We start from the raw sequence: 23,411 nt of genomic DNA on the forward strand, positions 1-23,411 counted from the left end.
GTGGGGCATGAGACGCGCGGTAACCGGATGTGGCAGTGCCGCTTGTCAGTTGTGCGGGAAGCGTGAAAAACTCGCCCGGTCGCGAGACGTCCCCTGCAACTCCCGTATTCAACGGGTGAGTTGACCCCACTTGAACCCCCATCTGGATGCAGGTGAAACCCCCACCCATGCCAGACCTGCCGACCCCTCAGGACGCCGCCGAGGCAACCTTGTTCTCGGAGTGCTGGGACGCGGTTCTTTCCTACGCCGACCTCTGCACCGGCGGCTCCGCCGACGCACGTCCCCTGGCCTCCGAGGCCTTCTCCCTCGGCATACGCGAAGCACGCGCCGCGGAGGCCGAGACCGGTGGCAAGAGCTTCGGGCGCCGGGCACGTACGCCCCGGCTGCCCCGCATACCGCTCCTCCTGACCGCCGTACGACAGACAACCATCGCCTGGGAGGCCCAGGGCCACGGTGACCGGCTCGTACCCGAACTGCGGCTGTGGCTCAACTCCGAGCACGCCGAACGTTTTTCCGGCCCGCCCCTGCACCGGCCGCTGGCCCTGCGCGGGCTGCGGGACATGCAGGAACCGGACGCCGCGCTCCTGTGGCTGACCGAGGTCGAGGCCATGCCGACGGCCGCGGTGGCCCGCCGGCTCGGCCTCGATCCGGCAGGCGTCGTCGAGGAACTGCAACAGGTGCGCGGGGTGTTCCGCGACCGCTGCCACCGCAATCACCTCGACACCCCGCTCTCCGAGGAGTGCCGCAGCTACGCCCGGCTGCTCGACGCGGTCACCCGCTCGCCCGCCGCCGACGTGCCGGACGACCTGTCGCGGCACCTGGCCCGGTGCGTCGAGTGCGCGGAGGCCGCCGCCTGTCTGAAGCACAGCGGGGGCGGCCTGCCCTCCGCACTCGCGGGCGGGGTGATCGGCTGGGGCGGACTCGCCTACCTCGAACGGCGGCGCAGAGCCGTCGAGTCGGGACTCAGCCGCGGTGCCGCCGACGACATGGACGAACCCGCCGCCTGGATGGGGGAGAGCGGTGGCCGGGCCCGGATCGGGCGCGCCGGGCTGCTGGCCGTGGCCGCCGGGGTCTCGCTCCTCGCACTCGTCGTGACCCTGGTGCCGTTCGGCTCGGGGGACGACGGCACCGAGACCGCCGCGGAGTCGGCGGGCCGGCAGCCCGTGGGGGAGCAGGTGCCCTCGTTCGGCGGTCTCCCGTCCGGGTCCGGCTCCGGTTCGTCGGGCGAATCGACGTCGTCCACGGCCTCCGCGAAGATGCCGAAGTCCAGCGCCGACGCGGCTGCCGGTACGGGGTCCGGGTCGGAGAAGGAGGCCCAGGGCGACTCCTCGTCCTCCGCCGAGCAGGACGACGTCGCGGCCAATCCCAGTGAGCCCGCCGTCTGCCACGCCAGGTACGACGTGGTCAGCGAGTGGCCGGACGGGTTCCAGGCCACGGTCACCGTCAAGTCCGACTACGCCCTCGACACCTGGCGCGTCGGCTGGACCTTCCGCGACGGACAGGAGATGACGCAGATGTGGGACGGCGGCTTCGACCAGAAGGGCTCCCGGGTGACGGCGAGCGCCGCCGACTACAACAAGTCCGTCGCCGCGGGCGGCTCACTCGCCGTGGGATTCCTCGCGTCGTGGCGCGGCGGGAACTCGGCGCCGGTCGACTTCACGTTGAACGGACGGAGCTGTACGCACTCCGACTGAGCGGAGCAGACCCTCGCCGCCCCCGTGGGCACCGTGACCATCGCGGTGGCCGCGGGGGCGGCACTCGCTCCCGGCCGGATCGAGCGGTTCCGGGAGACGGCCCGGAAGGTGCGAAGGCGCGGCGGCGAGTGCAGACGCCCCGTTGTGGGCGGCAGCCGTGCGGACGGCCACGGGACGCCGTTGGGCCCGTGAACGTACCAAGAGCAGAACCGGACAGATTACGCACGCTGCCGGATCGTTTCTGCTAGCTCGGGAGCGAGAGGACAAGAGGATCGGCGGCCGAGTGGGGCCCGGACGCCTTTCGGCGAAGTACGCCTTTGACCCACGTCGAGGTGACTTGTGCGCGTCCCGGGCGACAGGCGGATCATTACGCCCCCCGGCGGCGGTTGCCCTGATTCTCCCTGTACCGAAGGGACACGCCTACCGGACGCTTGCCAGGCGAGTGGGCGCCCCTCGGCGGGTGCCTGCCACGAAACGGGGGTCTCGTGGACAAGTCCAGGAGAGAGGCGTCCTCGGACGCCGGGCGCAGTGCCGGGAGCGACAGCGGTGCGGTGCCGGCGGGGTCGCTGCCGAAGGGCGGCGGAGCGATCCGGGCGATCGGCGAGAAGTTCGCCACCGATCCGGTGCACGGCACCGGCCGGCTGTCCGTACCGATCGTCACCAGTGCGGCCCGCGAGCTGACCCCCGCGTTCTCGCTCACCTACGACTCGGGCACGGGGAACGGCCCGTTCGGGGTCGGCTGGCAGTTCTCCCTGCCGGCGGTCGGCCGCCGCACGGACACCGGTCTGCCCCGCTACCGCGACGCCGACCCGGGCACCCACGCGGACATCGGCACCGAGGACGCCGATGTCTTCCTGCTGACCGGTGGTGACGACCTCGTGCCGGTCCCGCCGGGGGAGGGCGGCACGGTCTCCGCGCACCCCGGCTACCACGTGCGCCGCTACCGGCCGCGCGTCGAGGGCGACTTCGCGCGGGTGGAGCGCTGGACGCGCACCGCCGACGGTGACGTGCACTGGCGGACCCTGTCGGCCGACAACCTCCTGAACGTCTACGGACGCGACGGGGCGTCCCGCGTCGCCGATCCCGCCGACCCGCGCCGGATCTTCAGCTGGCTGCTCTGCGAGACCCGCGACGACCGGGGCAACGCCGTACGGTACGACTACCGGGCCGAGGACGCCGAAGGAGTCGACACCGCGGCGCCGCACGAGCGGGGCCGGGGCGCCCCGGACAGCCCCGCGCGCGGTGCGGGCCGCTATCTCCACCGGGTGCGGTACGGCAACCGCACCCCCCTGCTCGACGCGAACGGCCACCGGCCGGTGGACCTGACGCCGGACCAACTGCGCGACGCCGACTGGATGTTCGAGGTGGTGCTGGACTACGGCGACCATCCGGGCGACGCCCCCACGCCGGCACCCACCGCGCCCAGGCTGTGCCGCGCCGACCCGTTCTCCACCCACCGTCCGGCCTTCGAGGTGCGCACCTACCGGCTGTGCCAACGCGTACTGATGTTCCATCACTTCGCCGACGAGCCAGGGGTGGGCCGGGACTGTCTCGTCGCCGCCACCGCCTTCGCCTACCGGGCCACCGCCGACGCCCAGGGTGTGCCCGGCGACGCCCGGCACGGCCACCCGGGCGGTTCCTTCCTCGAATCGGTCACCGTCAGCGGCTTCCAGCGGTCCGCCGACGGCGGATACACCAGGAGCTCGCTGCCGCCCCTCACCCTCACCTACACCCACGCCGAGATCAGCGCCGAGGTTCGCCACCTGGACGGCGACAGCCTGCAGAACCTGCCGGCAGGCCTGGACGAGCGGGCGTACGACTGGGTGGACCTGGACGGCGAAGGGCTGTCCGGCGTGCTCAGTACGCAGGGCGGTGCCTGGTACTACAAGCCGAACCTCGGCGACGGCAGGCTCGGCCCGGTGCGCCGCCTCGGCACCCAGCCGTCCCCGCAACCGCACCGCTCGGGCCATGAGTTGACCGACCTCGACGGGAACGGGCGGCTCGATCTCGTACGGCTGGACGGTGAGCCGCGCGGCTTCCACAGCCGTACCGCCGACGGCACCGGCTGGGAGCCCTTCACCCCGTTCGCCGCCGCGCCGGCTGTCGACTTCGACGCCCCGTCCACCCGACGCCTCGACCTCACAGGGGACGGCCTCGCGGATCTGCTGACCTGCGAGGACACCGGTGTCGTCTGGTATCCGGGGCTCGGCGTACGGGGCTTCGGCCCACCTCGGGGCGCCCCGCATCCCGACGAGGACGGGGCAGGCCCGCGCCCCCTGCTCGGTGACGGCACGCAGACCCTGTTCCTCGCGGACATGTCCGGCGACGGCCTCACCGACCTGGTACGCGTCCGCGACGGCGAGATCCGCTACTGGCCCAACCTCGGATACGGACACTTCGGCGCCCCCGTCGTCATGAGCGACGCCCCGCTGCTCGACACCTCCGACGGCTTCGACCCCCGCCGGGTGCGGCTGGCCGACGTGGACGGCTCCGGTCCGACCGACCTGCTGTACGTGGGCCGGGACGACGTACGGCTCTGGTACAACCGCTCCGGCAACGGCTGGGGCCCCGCCCACCGGCTGCCCGCCCTGCCGCACCTCGGGCACCCCGCGCAGATCCGCGTCGCCGACCTCCTCGGCAACGGCACCGCCTGTCTGGTGTGGTCCTCGCCGCTGCCCGCCGACGCCGCCGACCCACTGCGCTACATCGACCTGATGGGCGGCACCAAACCGCACCTGCTGACCGGCTCCGACAACAACATGGGCGCCGAGACCCGGGTCCGCTACGCCTCCTCCACCGCCTTCTACCTCGCCGACCGGCGCGCCGGACGGCCCTGGCACACCCGCCTGCCGTTCCCGGTCCACGTGGTCGAGCGGAGCGAGCACCTCGACCATGTCCGGCGCACCCGCTTCACCAGCCGCTACTCCTACCACCACGGCTACTTCGACGGCGTGGAGAGGGAGTTCCGCGGCTTCGGCCTGGTCGAGCAGCACGACACCGAGGCGTACGAGGGGTACGCCGCCGAGGTGGCGCGCACGGACGGCGCCCAGGAGACCGATCCCGCTCTCTTCCAGCCGCCCGTCACCACCCGCAGCTGGTTCCACACCGGCGCACACCCGGACGGCCCCGACCTCCTGGAGCGGCTGACCGGCGAGTTCTACCTCGGGGAGCGGCACCTGCCGGCCCCGGAGCTCCCCGACGGCCTCGATCCGGTCGAACTGCGCGAGTGCGTACGGGCGTTGCAGGGCCGTCCGCTGCGTACCGAGGTGTACAGCTTCGACGGTTCCCCGGACCAGGAACACCCCTACGCGGTCACCGAGAGCGCCTACGCCGTCGAGCGGATCCAGCCCCGGCGCGGCGCGGCGCACCCGGTCTTCCTCGTCAACGGCCGGGCGACGATGACCCGTACCTACGACCGGGACCCCTCCGACCCGCGCGTCGCCCACACCGTCGCCCTCGATCACGGCCCGCACGGAGAAGTGCTGCGAGCGGTGTCGATCGTCCACGGCCGCCGGGTCGCCGACCCCGCGCTGCCCGCCGAGGTCACCCGGGACCAGCGCCGCACCCACATCACCTGCGCCGAGACCGACCACACCCCGGACATCGACACCTCGGTACCCGTACCCGTGCACCGGCTCGGCGTCCCTTTCGAGAGCCGGGACTTCGAGGTCACCGGCCTCGCGCCGGCCGGCGCCGCCTTCACCCTGCGGGAACTGCGCGAGGGCATCGGCCGGGCGACACCGCTCGCCTACGAGGACGACGCCGACGGTACGAGCGTCCAGCGGCGCCAACTGGCAGTGTCCCGGCACCTGTTCCGGTCCGACGCCCTCGCCCCGCTGCCGCTCGGCCAGTGGGACACCCGCGCCCTGCCGTACGAGAGCTACGGACTGGCCTTCACGGCGCGGTTCGTCGCCGACCGGTACGCGGGGCAGATCACCGACGCCGACCTGACCGGGGCCGGCTATGTGCGTCCGGCGGGCGACACCGACTGGTGGATCCCCTCCGGCACGGCGGTCCATCCGCCCGGTGACCCCGCCCTCCGCTTCTTCCGTGCCGTCGGCACCCGGAGCCCCTTCGGCGTGGAGACGGTCACCGAATTCGACGCCCACGACCTGTTGCCGGTCCGGCACCGCGTCGTCCAGGCCCCCTGGAACACCGCCGAACTGACCAACGACTACCGGGTGCTGGCGCCGTTCAGGCTGGCCGATCCCAACGGCAACCGTGCCGAGGTCGAGTACGACACGCTGGGCCTGGTCGTAAAGACCGCTCTGCTCGGCAAGGAGGACGCCGGTGAGGGCGACACCCTCGCCGACCCGACCACCCGCCTGGAGTACGACCTCTTCCACTGGGCGGACCAGGGGCGCCCCAACTTCACCCGCGTCCTCGCCAAGGAGCGGCACGGCGACCCGGCCTCCCCGCTGCGGGAGTCGTACGTCCACCTCGACGGCGGCGGCACACCGGCGCTCACCAAGGCCCGTACCGCCCCCGGCGAAGCGCTCACCACCGGCCCCGACGGCAGCCCCGCCACGGTCCACGCCGACCCCCGCTGGATCGGCAGCGGACGCACGGTCGTCAACAACAAGGGCCTGCCGGTCAAGAGTTACGAGCCCTACTTCAGTCCCACCCACGCCTACGACGCCGAAGAGGCGATGCGCACCATCGGCTCCACCGCGATCCGCTTCTACGACCCGGTGGGCCGGCTCGTCCGCACCGACCTGCCCGACGGCACCTTCACCCGTACCGACTTCGGCCAGTGGGCGAGCGTCCTCCACGACGCCAACGACACGGTCAGGGACAGCCGTTGGTACGCGGAGCGGGGCCGCCCCGACCCACTCACCGAGCCCGAACCGCAGGCCGACCCCGAGCGCCGGGCCGCCTGGCTCGCCGCCCGGCACGCGGGCACCCCCACCGAGACCCACCTCGACAGTCTCGGCCGCGGGGTCCTGACGACCGCCCGCCACGAGAGCGGAGCGACGGCCTCGGTCCGCGCCGAGGCAGACCTGACGGGGCGTCACTCCCTGCTCTCCGACCAGCTGGGCCGCGCGGTCGCGTCCGGCTTCACGGGGATGGCGGGCACCCCCGTCCTCACCGAAAGCGCCGAACGAGGCCGCCGCTGGACCTTCACGGACATCACCGGCGCACTGGTGCGGACCTGGGACGAGCACGGCCAGGTGCTGCGCGCCGAGTACGACGAACTCCGCCGGCCGGTGAGCGGCCTGGTCCGCGCGGGCAACGGCCCGGAGACGGTCTTCCGGTACACGGTGTACGGCGACCGGCACCCCGAGGCCGCCGAGCGCAACCTCCTCGGCACCGTCCACCAGTCCTTCGACCCGGACGGCAGCACGCGTGTCCAGCGCGCCGACCTGCACGGCATCCCCACCGAGGTGGAACGCCTCTTCACCCGCGACCACACGGGCGACCCGGACTGGCGCCCGCTGACGACCGCCACCACCTACGCGGCGGTGCAGACGGCGGCGGCCCCCCTGCTGCTCACCGCCGAGCCCTACACCGCCACCTCCAGCCACGACGCACTCGGCCGCCCGGAGCGGCTGACCCTCCCCGACGGCACCGCGTTCGTCCCCGCGTACGACGAGTCCGGGCTGCCCGCCTCGATCGCGGCGCACCTTCCCGGCGGGGCCACCCCGGTCACGTTCCTGGAGGAGCAGGACTACGACGCGCTGGGCCGTCGCCGCTCCGCCCGCTTCGGCAACGACGTGACGACCCGCTACACCTACGACCCGGCGACCACGCGGCTGACGGGTCTGCTCACCGGCTCACCCACGGCCCCGCTCCAGGACCTGCACTACACCCACGACCCGGTCGGCAACGTCACCCAGGTGCGCGACGACGCCCAGCAGACCCACTTCTTCGCCAACCAGGTCGTCACCCCGGCCACCCGCTACGAGTACGACGCCCTCTACCAGCTCGTGCGGGCCTCCGGCCGCGAGCACGCGGGCGGCGCCAACGACGCCGTCCGCACCGACGCCGACGTCGAGGCGGTGGGCCGGCTCCCGCACGTCAACGACGCGGCGGCGGTCCGCGCGTACAGCGAGAGCTACGAGTACGACGTACTGGGCAACCTCACGGCCGTGCGGCACCGTGCCGCCCAGGACCTGTGGACCCGCCGCTACCGCTACGCCTACCAGGCGGACCCCGCCGACCGCACCAACCGCCTGCTGGCCACCAGCCGCCCCGGCGACCCGGAGGCCGGCCCGTACACCGCCACCTACGACCACGATGCCCGCGGCAACATGACCCGGCTGCGTACCGCGTCCCCCGACGAGCTGGTCTGGGACGCGTTCGACCGGCTGCGCAGGGCGGACCTGGGCGGCGGCGGAACGGCGTACTACCGCTACGGCGGTGACGGGCAGCGCACCCGCAAGGTGATCGAACGCCCCGGCGGGGAGATCGTCGAGCACCTCTACCTGGGCCCGCTGGAGATCCACCGCCGCCGCCAGGGCACCGCGGCCCCCTTCTACGAGCGCCACACCCTGCATCTGTCCGACAACGCGGGCCGGGTCGCGCAGATCGACATCAAGCGCCGCGACGACCGGGACGCCGATCCGGCGAACCCGCTGGACACACCCCTGGTCCGCTACCAGTACGGCAACCACCTGGGCTCCGCCACCCTGGAGACGGACGACACCGGCCACCCGATCTCGTACGAGGAGTACCACCCGTACGGCACCACGTCCTACCGCAGCGGCCGTCCCGACACCGACCTGAGCCTGAAGCGCTACCGCTTCGCGGGCAAGGAACGGGACGCGGAGACGGGCCTGTACCACGTGGGGGCGCGGTACTACGCGCCGTGGCTGGGGCGGTGGACGAGCGCGGACCCCGGAGGGTTCGTGGACGGGCTGAACCTGTACCGGTACTGCGGCAACAACCCGGTGATGTTCACGGACCCGGACGGGCGGGAGAAACGCAAACCGAAGCCGGGTGCTCTCAACCCGGCCGGCCGGAAGAGCGACTTCACCGTCGCGGTACCCAAGGGCCGCAAGGCGCCGGTGGTGACCGGGGCGGACTTCGAGAAGATCGTGCCGCCCGACAACCCTGACCATCCCTACACACCCGGCACCGCGGTCTTCGTGGGCTGGGACCGGACGAAGAAGGGCACGCGCTTCCCGGTGTTCAACGCCGAGTGGCTCGACCCGCAGACGAAGAAGCCACTGTTGCCGCGGGTGGGCGAGCCCGGCTATGTCACCAGCTGGTCGAGCCAGCCCGATCCTCAGTACGGAACTCCGGGTGATGCGAGCACGATCAAGACGATCAAGGAGCATGTCTCACCGCGGGCCCAGGACAAGCTGGTCGGGGACGCGGCCCGCGCGGAGTCCGGGTCCACGCCCACCATGGTGTCGCCGAAGGCGGTGTCGGACACCAAGACGCCCGCAGACAACGCGGCGACACGGGCGCTGAAGGCGCAACTGGCCTCGGGGAAACCCATCGACGAGGTCGAGGACATCGCCATGCCCAGTTTGGGGCGGATGAAGGCGGCCAACCAGGCACACGGCTCCCCGATCCCGCAGGGCTCCGCCGAGCGCGCGACGCTGGCGCAACTGGGCTACAAGTTCGAGGAGGAGCGGCTCGGCGAAGTGCAGGACAAGATCGCCGCGCGTACCTCCGGCGGCTCCGCGTCGACGGGGGCCGCGTCCACCCGCGGCGGGCGGGTCGCGGCCGGCGCGCGCGGCACGGGCAACGCGGTGGCCAGTGCAGTGATCCCCGGGTTCGCCGAGGCGGCGATCGCCGGCACGTTCATGGAGTCCTTCGTCATCGGCACCCTGGGGGTCACCTCGGGTTCGCTGCCCGCGGTGGCATCCGCGATCTCCGCGGCGCCGACGACGTTCGCCTGGTCCGTCACCCTGCCCGCGATCGGCGGCGCCGTCGTCGGCAACGTCATCGAGTCGGGACTTCGCGATGCCGGGGCGGGCGAGAAGCTCTCGCTGGGCGGGGCCGTCGCCGGAGCGGCCCTGACGGGCGCGGCCATCGGCACGCTCGTACCGATCCCGGGCGTCAGCACGGTGGTGGGGGCCGCCGCCGGGGCGGTGGTCGGGGTCATCGGCTTCGCGCTGAGCCGATGGTTCTGAGCCGAGCGGAGAAGTCCGAGCAGAGAAGTCCTGGCACAGGAGCCCGGGCGGAGGAGCCTGGGCGGAGGCGTCCGGGCGGAGCCGAACGCTCTGTCCGGACACGTGCACCACGCGCATGACGCACACGACGAACGCGAGAGCGAACCGGGTACCGATCAAGCGGGGGAAGGCGAACCATGCAGGCGACGAGCGACAGATTCCACGTCCGGGGACGCGTCATCAGCGTCTCCGGAGTGCCCTACCCCGGCCTGACCGTCCGGGTCTTCGTCAAGAGCGGGAGTTCCGCGCAGGAACGTGAGGCCGGGGAGCCCGCGACCACCGATGAGGACGGGCGGTACGCCGTCTCGTTCCAGGGGCAGGGTCTCGCGTCGGACTCGGCCACTCAGTCCCTGTGCCGCATCAGGGTGTTCAACGGACAGGAGCGGCTGGGCGACAGCCCGTACGAGCGGCTGGAGGAGGACACCGTCATCGACCTGACGGTCGACCGCGAACCCGCCCAGAAGCCGTTACGCGTCCACGGTGAGGTGCGCGACCGGGCGGGCAGGCTGCTCAAGCAGGGCAAGGTCGAAGCGCTCGACCGCGACCTGCGCAGTGAAGAGCGGCTCGGCAGCGCGCAGTTGCGGACCGGGACGTACGAGATCCGGTACAGCGCGGACCAGTTCAGACGCTCCGAGAAGGACAGCGCCGACCTCGTACTCCGCGTCCTGGGCGCCGACGGAGCCGAACTCCTGCGCACACCGGTCCAGTTCAACGTCCCCGACGACCTGGAGTGGAACCTCACCCTCGGCACCCGCGACTACCCCGGAGCCTCCGAGTGGGAAGTCGTCAGCACCGAGCTGGGCCCGCTGCTCGACTCCGTACCGCCGGTGGAACTGCGCGAGGACGACCGGTTCCAGGACATCACCTTCCTGGCGGGGGAGACCGGCCGCACCCCGCTGGCGGTCGGCGTGTGGGTCGGCTGTCACCGGCTCGCCGCCAAGACCGCCCGGGAGAAGGTGCCGCTCGCCGCCGAGGAGCTCTTCGCGTTCCTGCGGCAGGGCCAGCCCTCCATCTTCAGCGAGTCCCTCCTCGACGACATCAAGGACCCCCAGCGGATGGCCCAGCTGGAGGACAGGACGCTGCGCGCGCTGGCCGAACTGGCCGTCGAGACACAGAAGGCCCTCCTGGAGACGGCCCTCGCGGACAATCTCGTCCCGGTCGCCGTCGAGGACCGGATCCCGGCCGTCCTGGAGACACTCGCCAGGATCAGGCTGCGCTACACGGGCGACACCGTGCTCGGCGAGGGCCAGGGCACTGTCGGCGACCTGGTCGACCTCACCCCCGACGCCGCCGTACACAAGACGGCCTTCCTGGAGGCCTTCTCGTCGTTCTCCGGATCGGCCGACGACTTCTGGGCCCAGGTGACCGACGACGAGGTGATCCCCGCGGTGACCGTGCCCCGCGTACGGCTCTCCCTGGAACTCGGCGGTCTCACCCGCAACCACGTCCCCCTGGTCGGCGCCCTCGCCGAGCGCTTCGGCGGCCGGACGGCGGGATTCACGGACGCCGCACAGGTCGCCGCGGAACGCGGGGCGTTCGAGCGGTCGCTGGCCCGGTTCTCGCAGGAGGACTGGGAGCGACAGCTCCAGGAGCCCGCGCCCGGCGGCGGTGCCATCGGCGTCCCCGACGACATCGAGGGGAACACCCCCGAGGAGAAGCGGCGCACCTACGCCGCCAGTCTCGACCGGCAGTTCGAACGGGCCTTCCCCACCGCCTCGTTCACCGGCAAACTCGACCGCGCCCAGAACGCGGACAGATCCCGGACCGCTGAGGCCGCTGGAACCGCTGGGTCCGCCGGGACCGCCGGGACTGCCGGAACCGATCAGCAGCTCGTCCACTTCCTCGACCACAACCCCGCCTTCGAACTCGACCGTGTCCGCGTCGACCACTACCTCGACGAGACACCCGGCGCGCTCGACGGAATCTCCGACCCCGACGCCCTGGTGACCGACCTCAAGTCGGTCCAGCGGGCCTTCAGGCTCGACCCCGTCCACGCCTCCGTCAAGACCCTGCGGGACCGGGGACTGGACTCCGCGCAGGCCGTCTACTTCCTGGGCCGCGGCCAGTTCACCGCCGCCGTCACCGGCGCGGCAGCGGGACGCAACGGCATCCTCGCCGACCGGATCGCCGCCGCCGAGGACGCCGCCCCCGAGGACGCGGCCCCGCTCTCCGACACGGCCGCCGAGCGGCTGTACCGCAGGGCCGAGAACATCTACGCCCAGTCCCTCGCCCTCTACGGCGACTACAACCTGGCCGTCACCGGGGCCACCCCCTTCGCGCTGCCCGACCAGAGCCCCGACGCCGCCACCCAGGCGCAGATCAGAACCCTGCCCAACCTGCGGACCCTGTTCGGCTCCGTCGACTACTGCGCCTGCGGGCCCTGCCGCTCCGTGCACAGCCCCGCCGCGTACTTCGTCGACGTCCTGCGCTTCCTCGGACAGCGCGGCACCCAGGGCACCGGGCCGCACACCGGCAAGAGCGTGCGGGACGTGCTCCTGGAGCGCCGCCCCGACCTGGGTGCCCTCGAACTCAGTTGCGAGAACACCGAGACACCGCTGCCCTATGTCGACCTGGTCAACGAGATCCTGGAGGACGTCGTCGCCCCTCCGACGCCCGTCCTGCTCAACCCGGCGCTCGCCGCCGAACTGGCCACGGGCCGGATCTCCGAGACGCTGCGCGCCGGCCTGGCCGCCCAGGGTGTCACCGTCGCCGCCGACGCCCGGGTGCAGGCCCCGGACAGCCGCGGCCGGTGGACCGTCCGCGACAGCACTCACGCGTACACGCTCTCCAGCCATCCCGTCGACGGCGGCGAGGAACTGCGCGTCCTGGTCTCGCGGCAGACCTTCGCCTCCGCGGCCGAACTGCGGGCCAACCCCGAGTACACCAACCAGGAGGCCTACCGGCGGCTGCGCCAGGAGGTCTTCCCGCTGCACCTGCCCTTCGACCTGGCCCACCTCCAGACCCGCACCTACCTCGACCACCTCGGCGTGCCCCGCCCCGACCTCCTCGACCTGCTGCGCCGCGGCGGCCCCGGCGCCCTCGGCGAGACCCAGCTCGCCGCCGCGCGGCTCGGTCTGACCGAGACCACCCGGCTGACCGTCACCGGGAACCTGCCCGGACGCGAGCCCTGGGAGTGCTACGGCCTCGCCGAGACCGACAACGACATCCCCGACCCCGACGACCCCACCCGTCGCGTCACCGGCACCTGGATCCAGGTCCTCGGCGATGTCCCGGTCCTGCTGCACCGCACCGGCCTCGCCTACACAGGCCTGCTGCAACTCCTGGAGACGGCCTACGTCAACTCCGCGGGACGCCTGCGGATCGCGCGGCCGAGCGAGGGCGACAGCGCCGAGTGCGACGTCTCCACCTTCACCGTCGGCGGGCTGGACGCCGACGCCCTCGACCGCGTCCACCGGTTCGTACGGCTGTGGCGGGCCCAGCAGTGGACGATGGCCGAACTCGACGCGCTGCTGCCGCCCGACGAGGACACCCTCACGGCCGCCGCCACCCCGGCCGCCCCGGGGGCGATCACCAACCGGGCACTGCGTGAGCTGGCCGGGCTGCTGCGGCTGCGCCCCCGCCTCGGCCTCGGCTGGCACGACGTCCGCAGCCTCTTCCGGGGGATCGAGCACCGCCCGCACCGCGTCTGGGGCGACGAGGGAGCGGCGCAGGCGGAGACCCAGTACCAGCGGCTGTTCCGCAACCGACTCGTCGGCGCCGTCGCCCGGTTCCCCGCCGATCCCGCGGACATCACCGGCACGGTCGGCGACCACGTGCCCGGCCTCCTCGCAGCCTTCCGCGTCCGGGAGGGCGACCTCCGGCTGATCCTCGACTCGGTCGGGGCCACCACCGGCACCCCGCTCGACCTCGACCTCCTCGGTGCGATCCACCGCGTCGCCGTCGCCGCCAAGTCGCTGCGGCTGACCGTGGACCAGTTCCTGCGGCTCGCCCGGCTGTGGGACGAGGACCCGTTCGGCGGCCCGGACGACCTGCTCGCCTTCGCCGACCTCACCGCCCTGGTCTCCGCCTCCTCGTTCACGGTCGCCCAGCTCGACCACCTGCTCGCCCACCGGAGCACCCCGGGTTCCGCGACCGCGCTGGAGAACAGAACCGTCACAGCGTTCCTCACCGAACTGCGTACCGGCCTGGAGAAGATCACCACCGAGCTGCGCGGCAAGCCCGAGGAGAGCCCGGAGGCATACGTCCGGGCCCGGCTCGGACTGCTGCCCGCACTCGTCGCGGACGCCGACCAGGTCACCGCGCTCGCCCTCGCCGACGGCACCTGGCAGGGCACTCAGGCCGACCGGGACGCGCTCATCGAGCGGTACTTCACCGGGATCCTGGACCTCGCCGAAGCCCGCGCCCACCTCGCCGCGCTGCCCGCCGGGCTCACCCCGCCCGAGCGCCAGCAGGCCGTCGACGCCCGCTTCGGCCATCTCCAACCCGCCCTTGAGGCCTATCTGCTGACCGTTCAGCGCGCCGCGTACGTCGCCCAGCAGAGCGCCGACCTGCTGCGCCTGGACGTGCCCACCGCCACGGCCCTGCTGAGCACCCTGCACCTGCCCGGCGCCACCGGCACCCTGCTCACCGGTCTCGACGACCCCCGGCTCCTGGAGCGGCTGCCCGACGGCGGGTACCGGCACCCGCCCACCGAGGCGGAGTTCCCGGCCGCCTTCCGGGCACTGCGGCTGCTGCACAAGAACGCGCTCGCCGTCACCGTGCTGCGCCTGACCGCCGCCGACGTGGAGTGGTGGCTGACCGACGGCAGGGCGAACGGGATGGGCTGGACGCACCCCGGGGACTTCCCGGTCGACGACACGGGGACGGCCGTACCGCTGCGGCGGTGGACCGCCCTGGTGCGGTTCTTCACCTGGCGGGCCACGCTGCCCCCGGCCCCGCTGACCGCGCTGGAGTTCGCCGCCCGGCTCCTCGACCCCGCCGTGCCCTCGGCCGCCGTCCTCACCGACCTGGCCGTCCTCACCGGCTGGCTGCCCGCCGACCTCGACGCGCTGGTCGCCGCCTTCGGCTGGCTCGACGCGGACACCGGGATCGACACGGTGAAGGAGCGTCTCGCCGACCCGGACCAGCTGGTGCGCCTGGCCGACGCGGTCGCCGTACTCGCCCGGGTCGGCGTGGGCGCCGCACGGGCCCTGTCCTGGGCGGTCGCCGAACCGGGGGAGGAGACCGCGGAGAGCCTCAAGCAGACCGTGAAGGCGAAGTACGACCTCAGCCAGTGGCAGGACGTGATCCGGCCGCTCCAGGACCTCTTCCGCGAGCGTAGGCGCAAGGCCCTCGTCGACTGGCTCGTCGCTCACCCCGCCGACGCGCTCGGCCGGACCTGGAGCGACAGCACCGGGCTCTACGAGTACTTCCTCATCGATGTCGAGATGGGCTCGTGCATGCTCACCTCACGCCTCAAACAGGCGGGCGCCTCGGCGCAGTTGTTCGTGCAGCGCGTCCAGCTGAACCTGGAGGCCGACATCCTGGCCTCCACCGGACTCGACCCCCGCTGGAAGCAGTGGACCTGGATGAAGCGCTACCGGGTCTGGGAAGCCAACAGAAAGGTGTTCCTCTACCCGGAGAACTGGCTGGAGCCGGAACTGCGCGACGAGAAGTCCCCGTTCTTCCGCGAGCTCGAACAGGAGCTGATGCAGAACGAGGTCACCGCCGACACGGCCGAGGACGCCTTCCGGACGTACGTCGAGAACCTCGACAAGGTCGCCAACCTGGAGATCAGGGCCCAGCACACGGAGGTGGTCGGTCCCGACGAGACCTACCTGCACGTCATCGGCCGCACCCGCTCCAGCCAGGGCGCCGAGTACTACTACCGGCGCCGGGTCAACGGGGGCCGCTGGACACCCTGGGAGCGGATCGACCTGGAGATCGGCTCCGGCCACCTGGTGACCGCCGTGCACCACCGCCGGCTCCATCTGCTGTGGCCGCAGTTCCTGGAACGGGCCGTCGCTCAGGGCTCGGTGGCCACGCCGGGCGCCAACTCCTTCGCCACGCTGCCGCAACCGGACAGGTTCTGGGAAGTCCGCATGTTCTGGAGCGAGTTGAAGAAGGGCCGCTGGACCCCCAAGGTCCTCTCCGACCGGGCCGGTGTCATCTGGCAGTCCACCGCGGGCGCGACCACCCCGCGCAACATCGCCCTGCGCGCCCGTACGCTGCCCGACGGCATCCGCACCCAGCTCCACGTCAGCCGCGACACGGGCCAGACCGCACCGCGCAGCCTCATCGCCTTCGACAAGACCGGCCGCCAGATCAACCTCACCGCCTCCGCCCTGAGTTACGAGCACCTCGCCTCACCGGCGCAGAGCCGGCTGACCGACGGCCTGATCCAGCACGACACCCGGTCGCTGTACTTCTCGTACAACTCGTTGTTCGAGAACACCTTCAAGCCGCACTTCTTCCCCGCGCACTCCCAGGCCCTCTCGCTGTGGCTGGCGAACAACGTCGAAGCCGGCTCGACGTACTCCGTCATCGACTCCACCGCACAGAACATGCCCGTCGACGGCGGATACGGCACCTCCTTCCTGTGGGACTCGCGGCGCACCTACCAGCTGTCGTTCTCCACCTGGACCTGGTGGTTCTGGTTCTTCTTCAGCTGGGGCGGCTGGACCTGGACCAATGTCCGCTTCGACATCCACTACCACCCGTACACCGACCTGTTCGTGAAGGAACTCAACACCGGCGGGGTCAAGGGCATCCTCAACCGGCGCATCCAGACCGACCCGCACAGCGTGCCCGGCGCCCCCGCCCCGTTCGACTTCGCCGCCTACCAGCCGACCGAGTTCAACGTCCCGCGGCCCTGGCCCGTCGAGGAGGTCGACTTCAGCTACCGGGGTGCGTACGCCCCCTACAACTGGGAGCTGTTCTTCCACGCCCCGCTGCTGCTGGCGCAGAAACTCGCCGCCAACCAGCGGTTCGAGGAAGCCCTGGAGTGGTTCCACCACATCTTCGACCCCACCAGCACCGACACGGCCACCCCCGACCCGGACACCCCGCAGCAGAAGTTCTGGATCACCAAGAAGTTCTACGAGACGACGACCGCCCAGTACCAGGCACAGCGCGTCGAGAACATCCTGCGCGCCGTCGCCCAGGGCGACGCCGAACTGCGCGCCCAGGTCGCCGAGTGGCGCAACAACCCCTTCAACCCCCATCTGATCGCGCGGATGCGGACGGTCGCGTACCAGAAGAACGTCCTCATCAAGTACGTCCAGACGCTGATCGCCTGGGCGGACCAGCTGTTCGAGCAGGACACCATCGAGACGGTCAACGAGGCCACCCAGCTCTACGTCCTCGCCGCCTCCGTGCTCGGCCCGCGCCCCCGCAGCGTGCCCCGCACGACACCGGACGAGGCCAGGACCTACTACCAGCTCCAGACCGACCACATCGACGACTTCGGCAACGCCCTCGTCGAGATCGAGAACCTCCTCGCGGACACCGACGCCGGCGGCGTCGAGGGCGACGGGGAAGGACCCGAACTGCCCCGCCTGGACGTCCTGTACTTCTGCGTCCCCAACAACAGCAGACTCCTCGGCCTCTGGGACACCGTCGAGGACCGGCTGTTCAAGATCCGCCACTGCATGAACCTGGCGGGCGCCGAGCGCACCCTGCCGCTGTTCGAACCCGAACTCGACCCCGGCGCCCTGATCGGCAGGGCCGCGGCCGGCGGCGACGTCACGGCCGCCGTCGCCGACCTCAACGCACCCCTGCCCCTCTACCGCTTCTCCTTCACGATCCAGCAGGCCAAGGAGATGTGCGAGGAGGTCAAGTCGCTGGGCGCCGCCATGCTCGCCGCCCTGGAGAAGCGGGACGCCGAGGCCATGGCCCAACTGCGCTCCACCCACGAACAGCAGGTGCTGAACCAGACCCGGCTCGTCAGGGTCGCCCGCATCGAGGAGGAGACCCGCAGCCGGGAGAGCCTGGAGGAGGGCCAGAAGGTCGCCGCCAAGCGCCGCGACCACTACCGGAGCCTGCTGGCCGACGGCTGGAACGGCTGGGAGAAGGCCTGGCTCGGCCTCACCGTCGGCGCGATGGGCCTCGAAGCCGCGGGCGCGGTCCTCAACCTCCTCGCCGCGCCCACCTCCCTCATCCCCAAGATCACCGCCGGGGCCTCCGGCTTCGGCGGCTCCCCGCACGTGACACTCACCGTCAGCGGCCAGCAGGTCAGCGACTCCCTCGGCAGGACCGCCGACGCCCTCAAAGGCCTCTCGGGCCTCGCCCAGATGGGCGCCGGCATGACCAACACCATCGGCTCGTACGAACGCCGCGCCCAGGACTGGAAGATGCAGTGCGACCTCGCCGAGCAGGAGATCGTGCAGGCGGACCGGCAGATCGCCGCGTCGAAGGTACGCATCCGCATCGCCGAGAACGAACTCACCGAGCACGACAAGCGCATCGGACACGCGGCGGGCGAGGACGAGTTCCTGCGCGGCAAGTTCACCAACCAGGAGCTCCACAACTGGACCGTCACCCAGCTGTCCACGCTCTACTTCCAGAGCTACCGGCTCACCCACGACATGGCCCGCCGCGCCGAACGCTGCTTCCGCTACGAACTCGGTCTCGCCGACTCCGACTACGTCCGCTTCGGCTCCTGGGACAGCCTGCGCAAGGGCCTGGTGTCCGGCGAGCGCCTCGCCCACGACCTGCGCCGCCTGGAGACGGCGTACTACGAGCAGAACCGCCGTGAGTACGAACTCACCAAGCACGTCTCGCTGGCCCTGCTCGACCCGGTCGCCCTGCTGCGCCTGCGGCAGAACGGCGAGTGCTTCATCGACATCCCCGAGTCGGCCTTCGACCTGGACTACCCCGGCCACTACTTCCGCCGCCTCAGGACGGTCGGCCTGACCATCCCGTGCGTCACCGGCCCCGCCACCACCGTCGCCTGCACCCTCACCCTCACCGGCAACCGGCTGCGCAAGGACGCCACGCTGCTGGCCGGAAGGTACGCGCGGGACACCGCCGGGGAGGACCCCCGCTTCCGTGACGAGGTCGGCGCGGTCCAGTCGATCGCCACCAGCACCGCCCAGGACGACCAGGGCCTGTTCGAACTCAGCTTCCGCGACGAGCGCTACCTGCCCTTCGAGGGCGCGGGCGCCGTCAGCTCCTGGCAGCTGAGGCTCAACAAGGACCTGCCGCAGTTCGACTTCGCCTCGATCTCCGACGCCGTACTGCACCTGCGGTACACGGCACGGGAGGGCGGTGCCGTCCTGCGCACCCAGGCCGCCGCCGAACTGCGCCAGAGCCTGAGCGAGTCGGCCCTCGCCGAGTCCCGGCGCGGCCTCTACCGGGTGCTCGACCTGCGCCGCGAGTACCCGGACGCCTGGTACCGGTTCCTGCGTCCGTCCGGCACCGACGACGACCAGCGGCTGGACCTCGGCGACCTCACCGGCCGCCTGCCCTTCTTCACCCGGGGCTTCACCTCGCACAAGGCCCGGGGCGTCGAGATCGTCGTCCACCCCGCCGACCCGGCCCGCACCTTCGAGGCCCAGCTCTCACCCCTGGGCACGGAACCGGCGGACCTGCTCCCGATCGGCCCCGACTCCACCTTCCAGGGCCTGCACCGGGGAACCAGGGACCTGACGGGCAGCGAGGTCGACCTGGACGACTGGACCCTGAAACTGCGCCGCACCGGGGCGACGGACTTCCGCTCACTGCCGGTGGACGCGGTGACGGAGGTGTTCCTGATCGTCAACTACACGGTCGCGTAGGACGCGGCGGGGGCGGGAACGAAGGCGGAGCGGGTGCTGGGGCGCACCCGCTCCGCCGGGTGCGCCGAAAATGGCTGGCGCCGCGGTCCGGGCAGCTCTAGGCTCCCGTTCTGTTGGAGCGGCGACCGGTGGTCGCCGCGGGTGACTCTAATTGGTTCCGGGAGGTGTGACCGATGGCTGTCGTCGAGATGGGCGCTGCCCGCATCCGGAAGTTCATCAAGTTCACCTCCGTGGTCTCCGGCTGACCTGATCCACCTGCCGTGCGCGTGAGCGCGGTGCCGGGGCCACCCTTCGAAGGGTCACCCCTTGTCTTTCTCCTCTTCTCCCTCATCTCCCGCGTCCTCGGCCCACCCCCTCGTGCCCTACGGCTGGGACGACGAGTGGGCCGCCGCATTCGCCCCCCACCTCGAACGCGGGTTCGTGCCGGGGCGGGTCGTGCGGGTCGACCGCGGGCAGTGCGACGTGGTCACCGCCGACGGGCCCGTGCGGGTCGACACCGAGTTCGTGACGCCGAACGACCCGCTCCGGGTCATCTGCACCGGGGACTGGGCCGTCGTCGACCCCGGCGGGGACCCCCGCTACGTACAGACGTATCTGCCGCGTCGCACCGCCTTCGTGCGGTCGACCTCGTCCAAGCGGTCGGAAGGACAGATCCTCGCCGCCAACGTGGACTTCGCGATCATCGCAGTGTCCCTCGCGGTGGAGCTGGACCTCGGCCGGATCGAGCGGTTCCTGGCCCTGGCCTGGGAGTCCGGGGCCCAGCCGCTGGTCGTGCTGACCAAGGCCGACCTCGTGCCGGACCCGGTGGGCCTGGCGTATCTCGTGCAGGACGTCGAGACCGCGGCGCCGGGCGTGCAGGTGCTGGCGGTCAGTGCCACGGACGGGGACGGGCTCGACGTGCTCGGCGCCGTCGTGTCCGGCGGGACCGCCGTGCTGCTCGGCCAGTCCGGAGCGGGCAAGTCGACGCTCGCCAACGCGTTGCTCGGGGAGGACGTCATGGACGTCCGGGCGGCGCGTGACGTCGACGGCAAGGGCCGGCACACGACCACGACCCGGAACCTCCTGGTGCTGCCGGGCGGTGGCGTGCTGATCGACACCCCCGGCCTGCGCGGGGTCGGGCTCTTCGACGCCGGTAGCGGTGTCGGGCAGGTCTTCTCCGAGATCGAGGAGCTGGCCCAGGGATGCCGGTTCCTCGACTGCGCGCACGTGGCCGAACCCGGGTGCGCGGTGCTGGCCGCGCTCGAATCCGGGGTACTGCCCGAGCGGCGGCTCGAAAGCTACCGCAAGCTCCTGCGCGAGAACCAGCGGATCGTGGCCAAGACCGACGTGCGCGTCCGCAACGAACTGCGGCGGGAGTGGAAGCGCCGGGGCGCGGAGGGACGGGCCGCGATGGAGGCCAAGCGCGGTAACCGGGCCTGGCACTGAGGTGCGCGGGGGCGGGTGGTCCGGCCCGCCCCCCGACCCACCGGGTGTCGGCAACGTGGCGTCCGAAATCCGCCAGCCCGCAGGTCGGCGGGGGCGCAGACTGGAAGGGTGATCGACGAGGAGACCGGATACGGAGCCGTACGCAGCCGGGACGCCCGGTTCGACGGGGCGTTCTTCTTCGCCGTGCGGACGACCGGCATCTACTGCCGCCCGAGCTGCCCGGCGGTGACGCCGAAACGACAGAACGTGCGGTACTACGCCACGGCCGCCGCCGCACAGGGCTCGGGGTTCCGGGCCTGCCGCAGGTGCCGCCCGGACGCCGCTCCGGGGTCCGCCGAGTGGAACGTACGCGCCGATGTCGTGGGCCGCGCGATGCGGATGATCGGCGACGGAGTCGTCGACCGCGAGGGTGTCGCCGGGCTCGCCGTCCGCCTCGGCTACAGCGCCCGCCAGGTGCAACGCCAGCTCACGGCCGAACTGGGCGCGGGCCCGGTGGCCCTCGCCCGCGCCCAGCGGGCCCACACCGCACGGGTGCTCCTGCAGACCACGGAGCTGCCGGTCACCGAGATCGCGTTCGCGGCCGGCTTCGCGAGCGTGCGCCAGTTCAACGACACGATCCGGACCGTGTACGCGTCCACACCGACGGGGCTGCGCACCGCCGCGCACCGCGGTGGGTCGCGACCGGCGGCCACCCCCTCCGCGGGCATCCCGCTGCGCCTCGCCCACCGCGGCCCGTACCAGGCCGCCGCCGTCTTCGACCTGCTGGGCGCCGAGGCCGTGCCGGGCGTCGAGGAGGTGACGGGCGTCCCCGGGACCCGCATCTACCGGCGGACCCTGCGGCTGCCGTACGGCACGGGCATCGCCGCCGTCGAGGAGCGGCTGTCCGACGCGTCCGCCCACAGCAGCGGCTGGCTGGACGCCCGCCTCCATCTCACCGACCTGCGCGACCTCACCACCGCCGTGCAGCGGCTGCGCCGCCTCTTCGACCTCGACGCCGACCCGTACGCCGTGGACGAGCGGCTCGGCACGGACCCGCGGCTCGCCCCGCTGGTCGCCGCCAGGCCGGGACTGCGCTCGCCCGGCGCCGCCGACCCGGAGGAACTGGCCGTACGCGCGCTCGTCGGACCCCGCGAGGCCGAGCGGCTCGTACGGGAGTACGGGAAGGCGCTGGACTCGCCCTGCGGGACGCTCACGCACGTCTTTCCCGAGGCCGCCTCCCTCGTGGAGACCGGCGGCACCCTGGGCGCCCTCGCCGCGGCCCTCGCGGACGGCGGCCTGCGGCTCGACCCGGGAGCCGACCGGCAGGCGGCCCGTGCCGCACTGAACGCCCTGCCCGGCCTGGACGCCCACGTCGTGGCCGTCATCCGTACCCGTGCGCTCGGCGACCCCGATGTGGGCCCGCCCGCAGTGCCGGTCCCCGACACCTGGCGGCCGTGGCGTTCCTACGCACTGCGGCACCTCGAAGCGGCTGCCCGGCAGCCGGGAAGCGAAGACAAGTGACCACGTATCACACCTCCCTCGACAGCCCCGTCGGTGAACTCCTGCTCACCGCCGACGAGTCCGGAGTGCTGACCTCCCTGTCCGTGCCCGGCCAGAAGGGCGGACGCACGGTCGGTCCCGACTGGCGGCACGCTCCACAGCTCTTCGCGGAGGCCGAGCGGCAGCTCGCCGCCTACTTCACCGGTGAACTCAAGGAGTTCCGGCTGCCGTTGCGGACGAGCGGCACCGAGTTCCGCGAGAAGGTCTGGGACGCCCTCGACTCGGTTCCCTACGGCACGACCACCACGTACGGCGAGATCGCCGCGCGCATCGGTGCCTCGCGCATCGCCGTGCGTGCCGTGGGCGGAGCGATCGGCGCCAATCCGCTGCTGATCGTCCGCCCGTGCCATCGCGTGATCGGCGCCGACGGATCCCTCACCGGATACGCGGGCGGGCTGGAACGCAAGGTCCAGCTCCTCACCCTCGAAACCTCCGAAGGCCGCTGAGGGACCACCGGGCGGGTGTCGGCCCGCCCCGGCTACTCCTCCAGGCCCCAGCTGTGGATCCGCCGGGGATGGACGCGGATCAGCTCCTCGCTGAAGTGCGGGCCCAACTCGTGCGGTCCGGTCAGGAGTTCGGCGTCCCCACGGATGTCCACTCCGCGCACCTTCCAGGGCCGGAGGCTGACGATGTCGTCGATGACGAGACCGACCTTCGGATTCTTCTGGAGATTGCGCCACTTCTTGGTGCTTCCCATGGCATAGCCGCCGATGAGGATCGTCCCGTCGTCCTGCGGATGGAAGCCGACGGGGTTCGCCTGCGGCTGGCCGTGCTGGTCGACGGTGGCGAGGCGGCCCAGCCGCTGGGATTTTAGGTACGCCCGTTCGGCTTCACTGAATGCGGTCATGTCAGCAGCCAAACACGGTTTTCGCGCCCTGCGCACCGGATCCTGACCCCGGGCCCCCGCACCTGCA

General features: G+C 72.1%; 7 protein-coding genes. 6 read left to right on the plus strand and 1 reads right to left on the minus strand.

What is annotated here, in order from left to right; translation table 11 throughout:
• The first annotated feature begins 167 nt into the window (after nt 1-167).
• The 6 genes from ACH4DZ_RS19585 to ACH4DZ_RS19610 all read left to right on the plus strand — a co-directional run bounded on the left by ACH4DZ_RS19585 (nt 168) and on the right by ACH4DZ_RS19610 (nt 22,943).
• Nucleotides 168-1,694: a cellulose binding domain-containing protein gene (locus tag ACH4DZ_RS19585; protein ID WP_398288432.1), complete on the plus strand. Its 1,527-nt coding sequence runs from the start codon at nt 168-170 to the stop codon at nt 1,692-1,694.
• A gap of 485 nt (nt 1,695-2,179) precedes the next feature.
• Nucleotides 2,180-9,778 carry a SpvB/TcaC N-terminal domain-containing protein gene (locus tag ACH4DZ_RS19590; RefSeq protein ID WP_398288433.1) on the plus strand — a complete coding sequence of 2,533 codons (7,599 nt, stop codon included), beginning with the start codon at nt 2,180-2,182 and terminating at the stop codon, nt 9,776-9,778.
• Nucleotides 9,779-9,954: 176 nt separating this feature from the next.
• The gene (locus tag ACH4DZ_RS19595; protein WP_398288434.1) at nt 9,955-19,533 is read left to right on the plus strand and encodes a neuraminidase-like domain-containing protein; all 9,579 of its coding nucleotides are present in this window, start codon (nt 9,955-9,957) and stop codon (nt 19,531-19,533) included.
• Between the two features lie 306 nt (nt 19,534-19,839).
• Entirely contained in the window at nt 19,840-20,958 is a 1,119-nt protein-coding gene (rsgA, locus tag ACH4DZ_RS19600; protein ID WP_398288435.1) for a ribosome small subunit-dependent GTPase A, read from the plus strand.
• Nucleotides 20,959-21,069: 111 nt separating this feature from the next.
• The gene (locus ACH4DZ_RS19605; protein WP_398288738.1) at nt 21,070-22,458 is read left to right on the plus strand and encodes an AlkA N-terminal domain-containing protein; all 1,389 of its coding nucleotides are present in this window, start codon (nt 21,070-21,072) and stop codon (nt 22,456-22,458) included.
• Nucleotides 22,455-22,943 (plus strand): methylated-DNA--[protein]-cysteine S-methyltransferase, encoded by a 489-nt coding sequence (locus tag ACH4DZ_RS19610; RefSeq protein WP_398288436.1) that lies wholly within the window; start codon nt 22,455-22,457, stop codon nt 22,941-22,943. The genes ACH4DZ_RS19605 and ACH4DZ_RS19610 overlap by 4 nt, the downstream gene beginning before the upstream one ends.
• A 32-nt stretch (nt 22,944-22,975) precedes the next feature.
• Here ACH4DZ_RS19610 and ACH4DZ_RS19615 read toward each other — a convergent pair whose 3' ends face one another.
• A complete protein-coding gene (locus tag ACH4DZ_RS19615) occupies nt 22,976-23,344 on the minus strand; it encodes a PPOX class F420-dependent oxidoreductase (protein WP_398288438.1) in 369 nt (122 codons plus the stop codon).
• Nucleotides 23,345-23,411 lie beyond the last annotated feature (67 nt).

This window comes from Streptomyces sp. NPDC017991 (assembly GCF_044328075.1).
GTDB lineage: Bacteria > Actinomycetota > Actinomycetes > Streptomycetales > Streptomycetaceae > Streptomyces.

What these genes read in the sequence shown, in the direction of transcription:
- ACH4DZ_RS19585 (WP_398288432.1), top strand. Translation starts at nt 168, where the DNA reads ATGCCAGACCTGCCGACCCCTCAGGACGCCGCCGAGGCAACCTTGTTC.
- ACH4DZ_RS19595 (WP_398288434.1), top strand. Translation starts at nt 9,955, where the DNA reads ATGCAGGCGACGAGCGACAGATTCCACGTCCGGGGACGCGTCATCAGC.
- ACH4DZ_RS19615 (WP_398288438.1), bottom strand. Translation starts at nt 23,344, where the DNA reads ATGACCGCATTCAGTGAAGCCGAACGGGCGTACCTAAAATCCCAGCGG.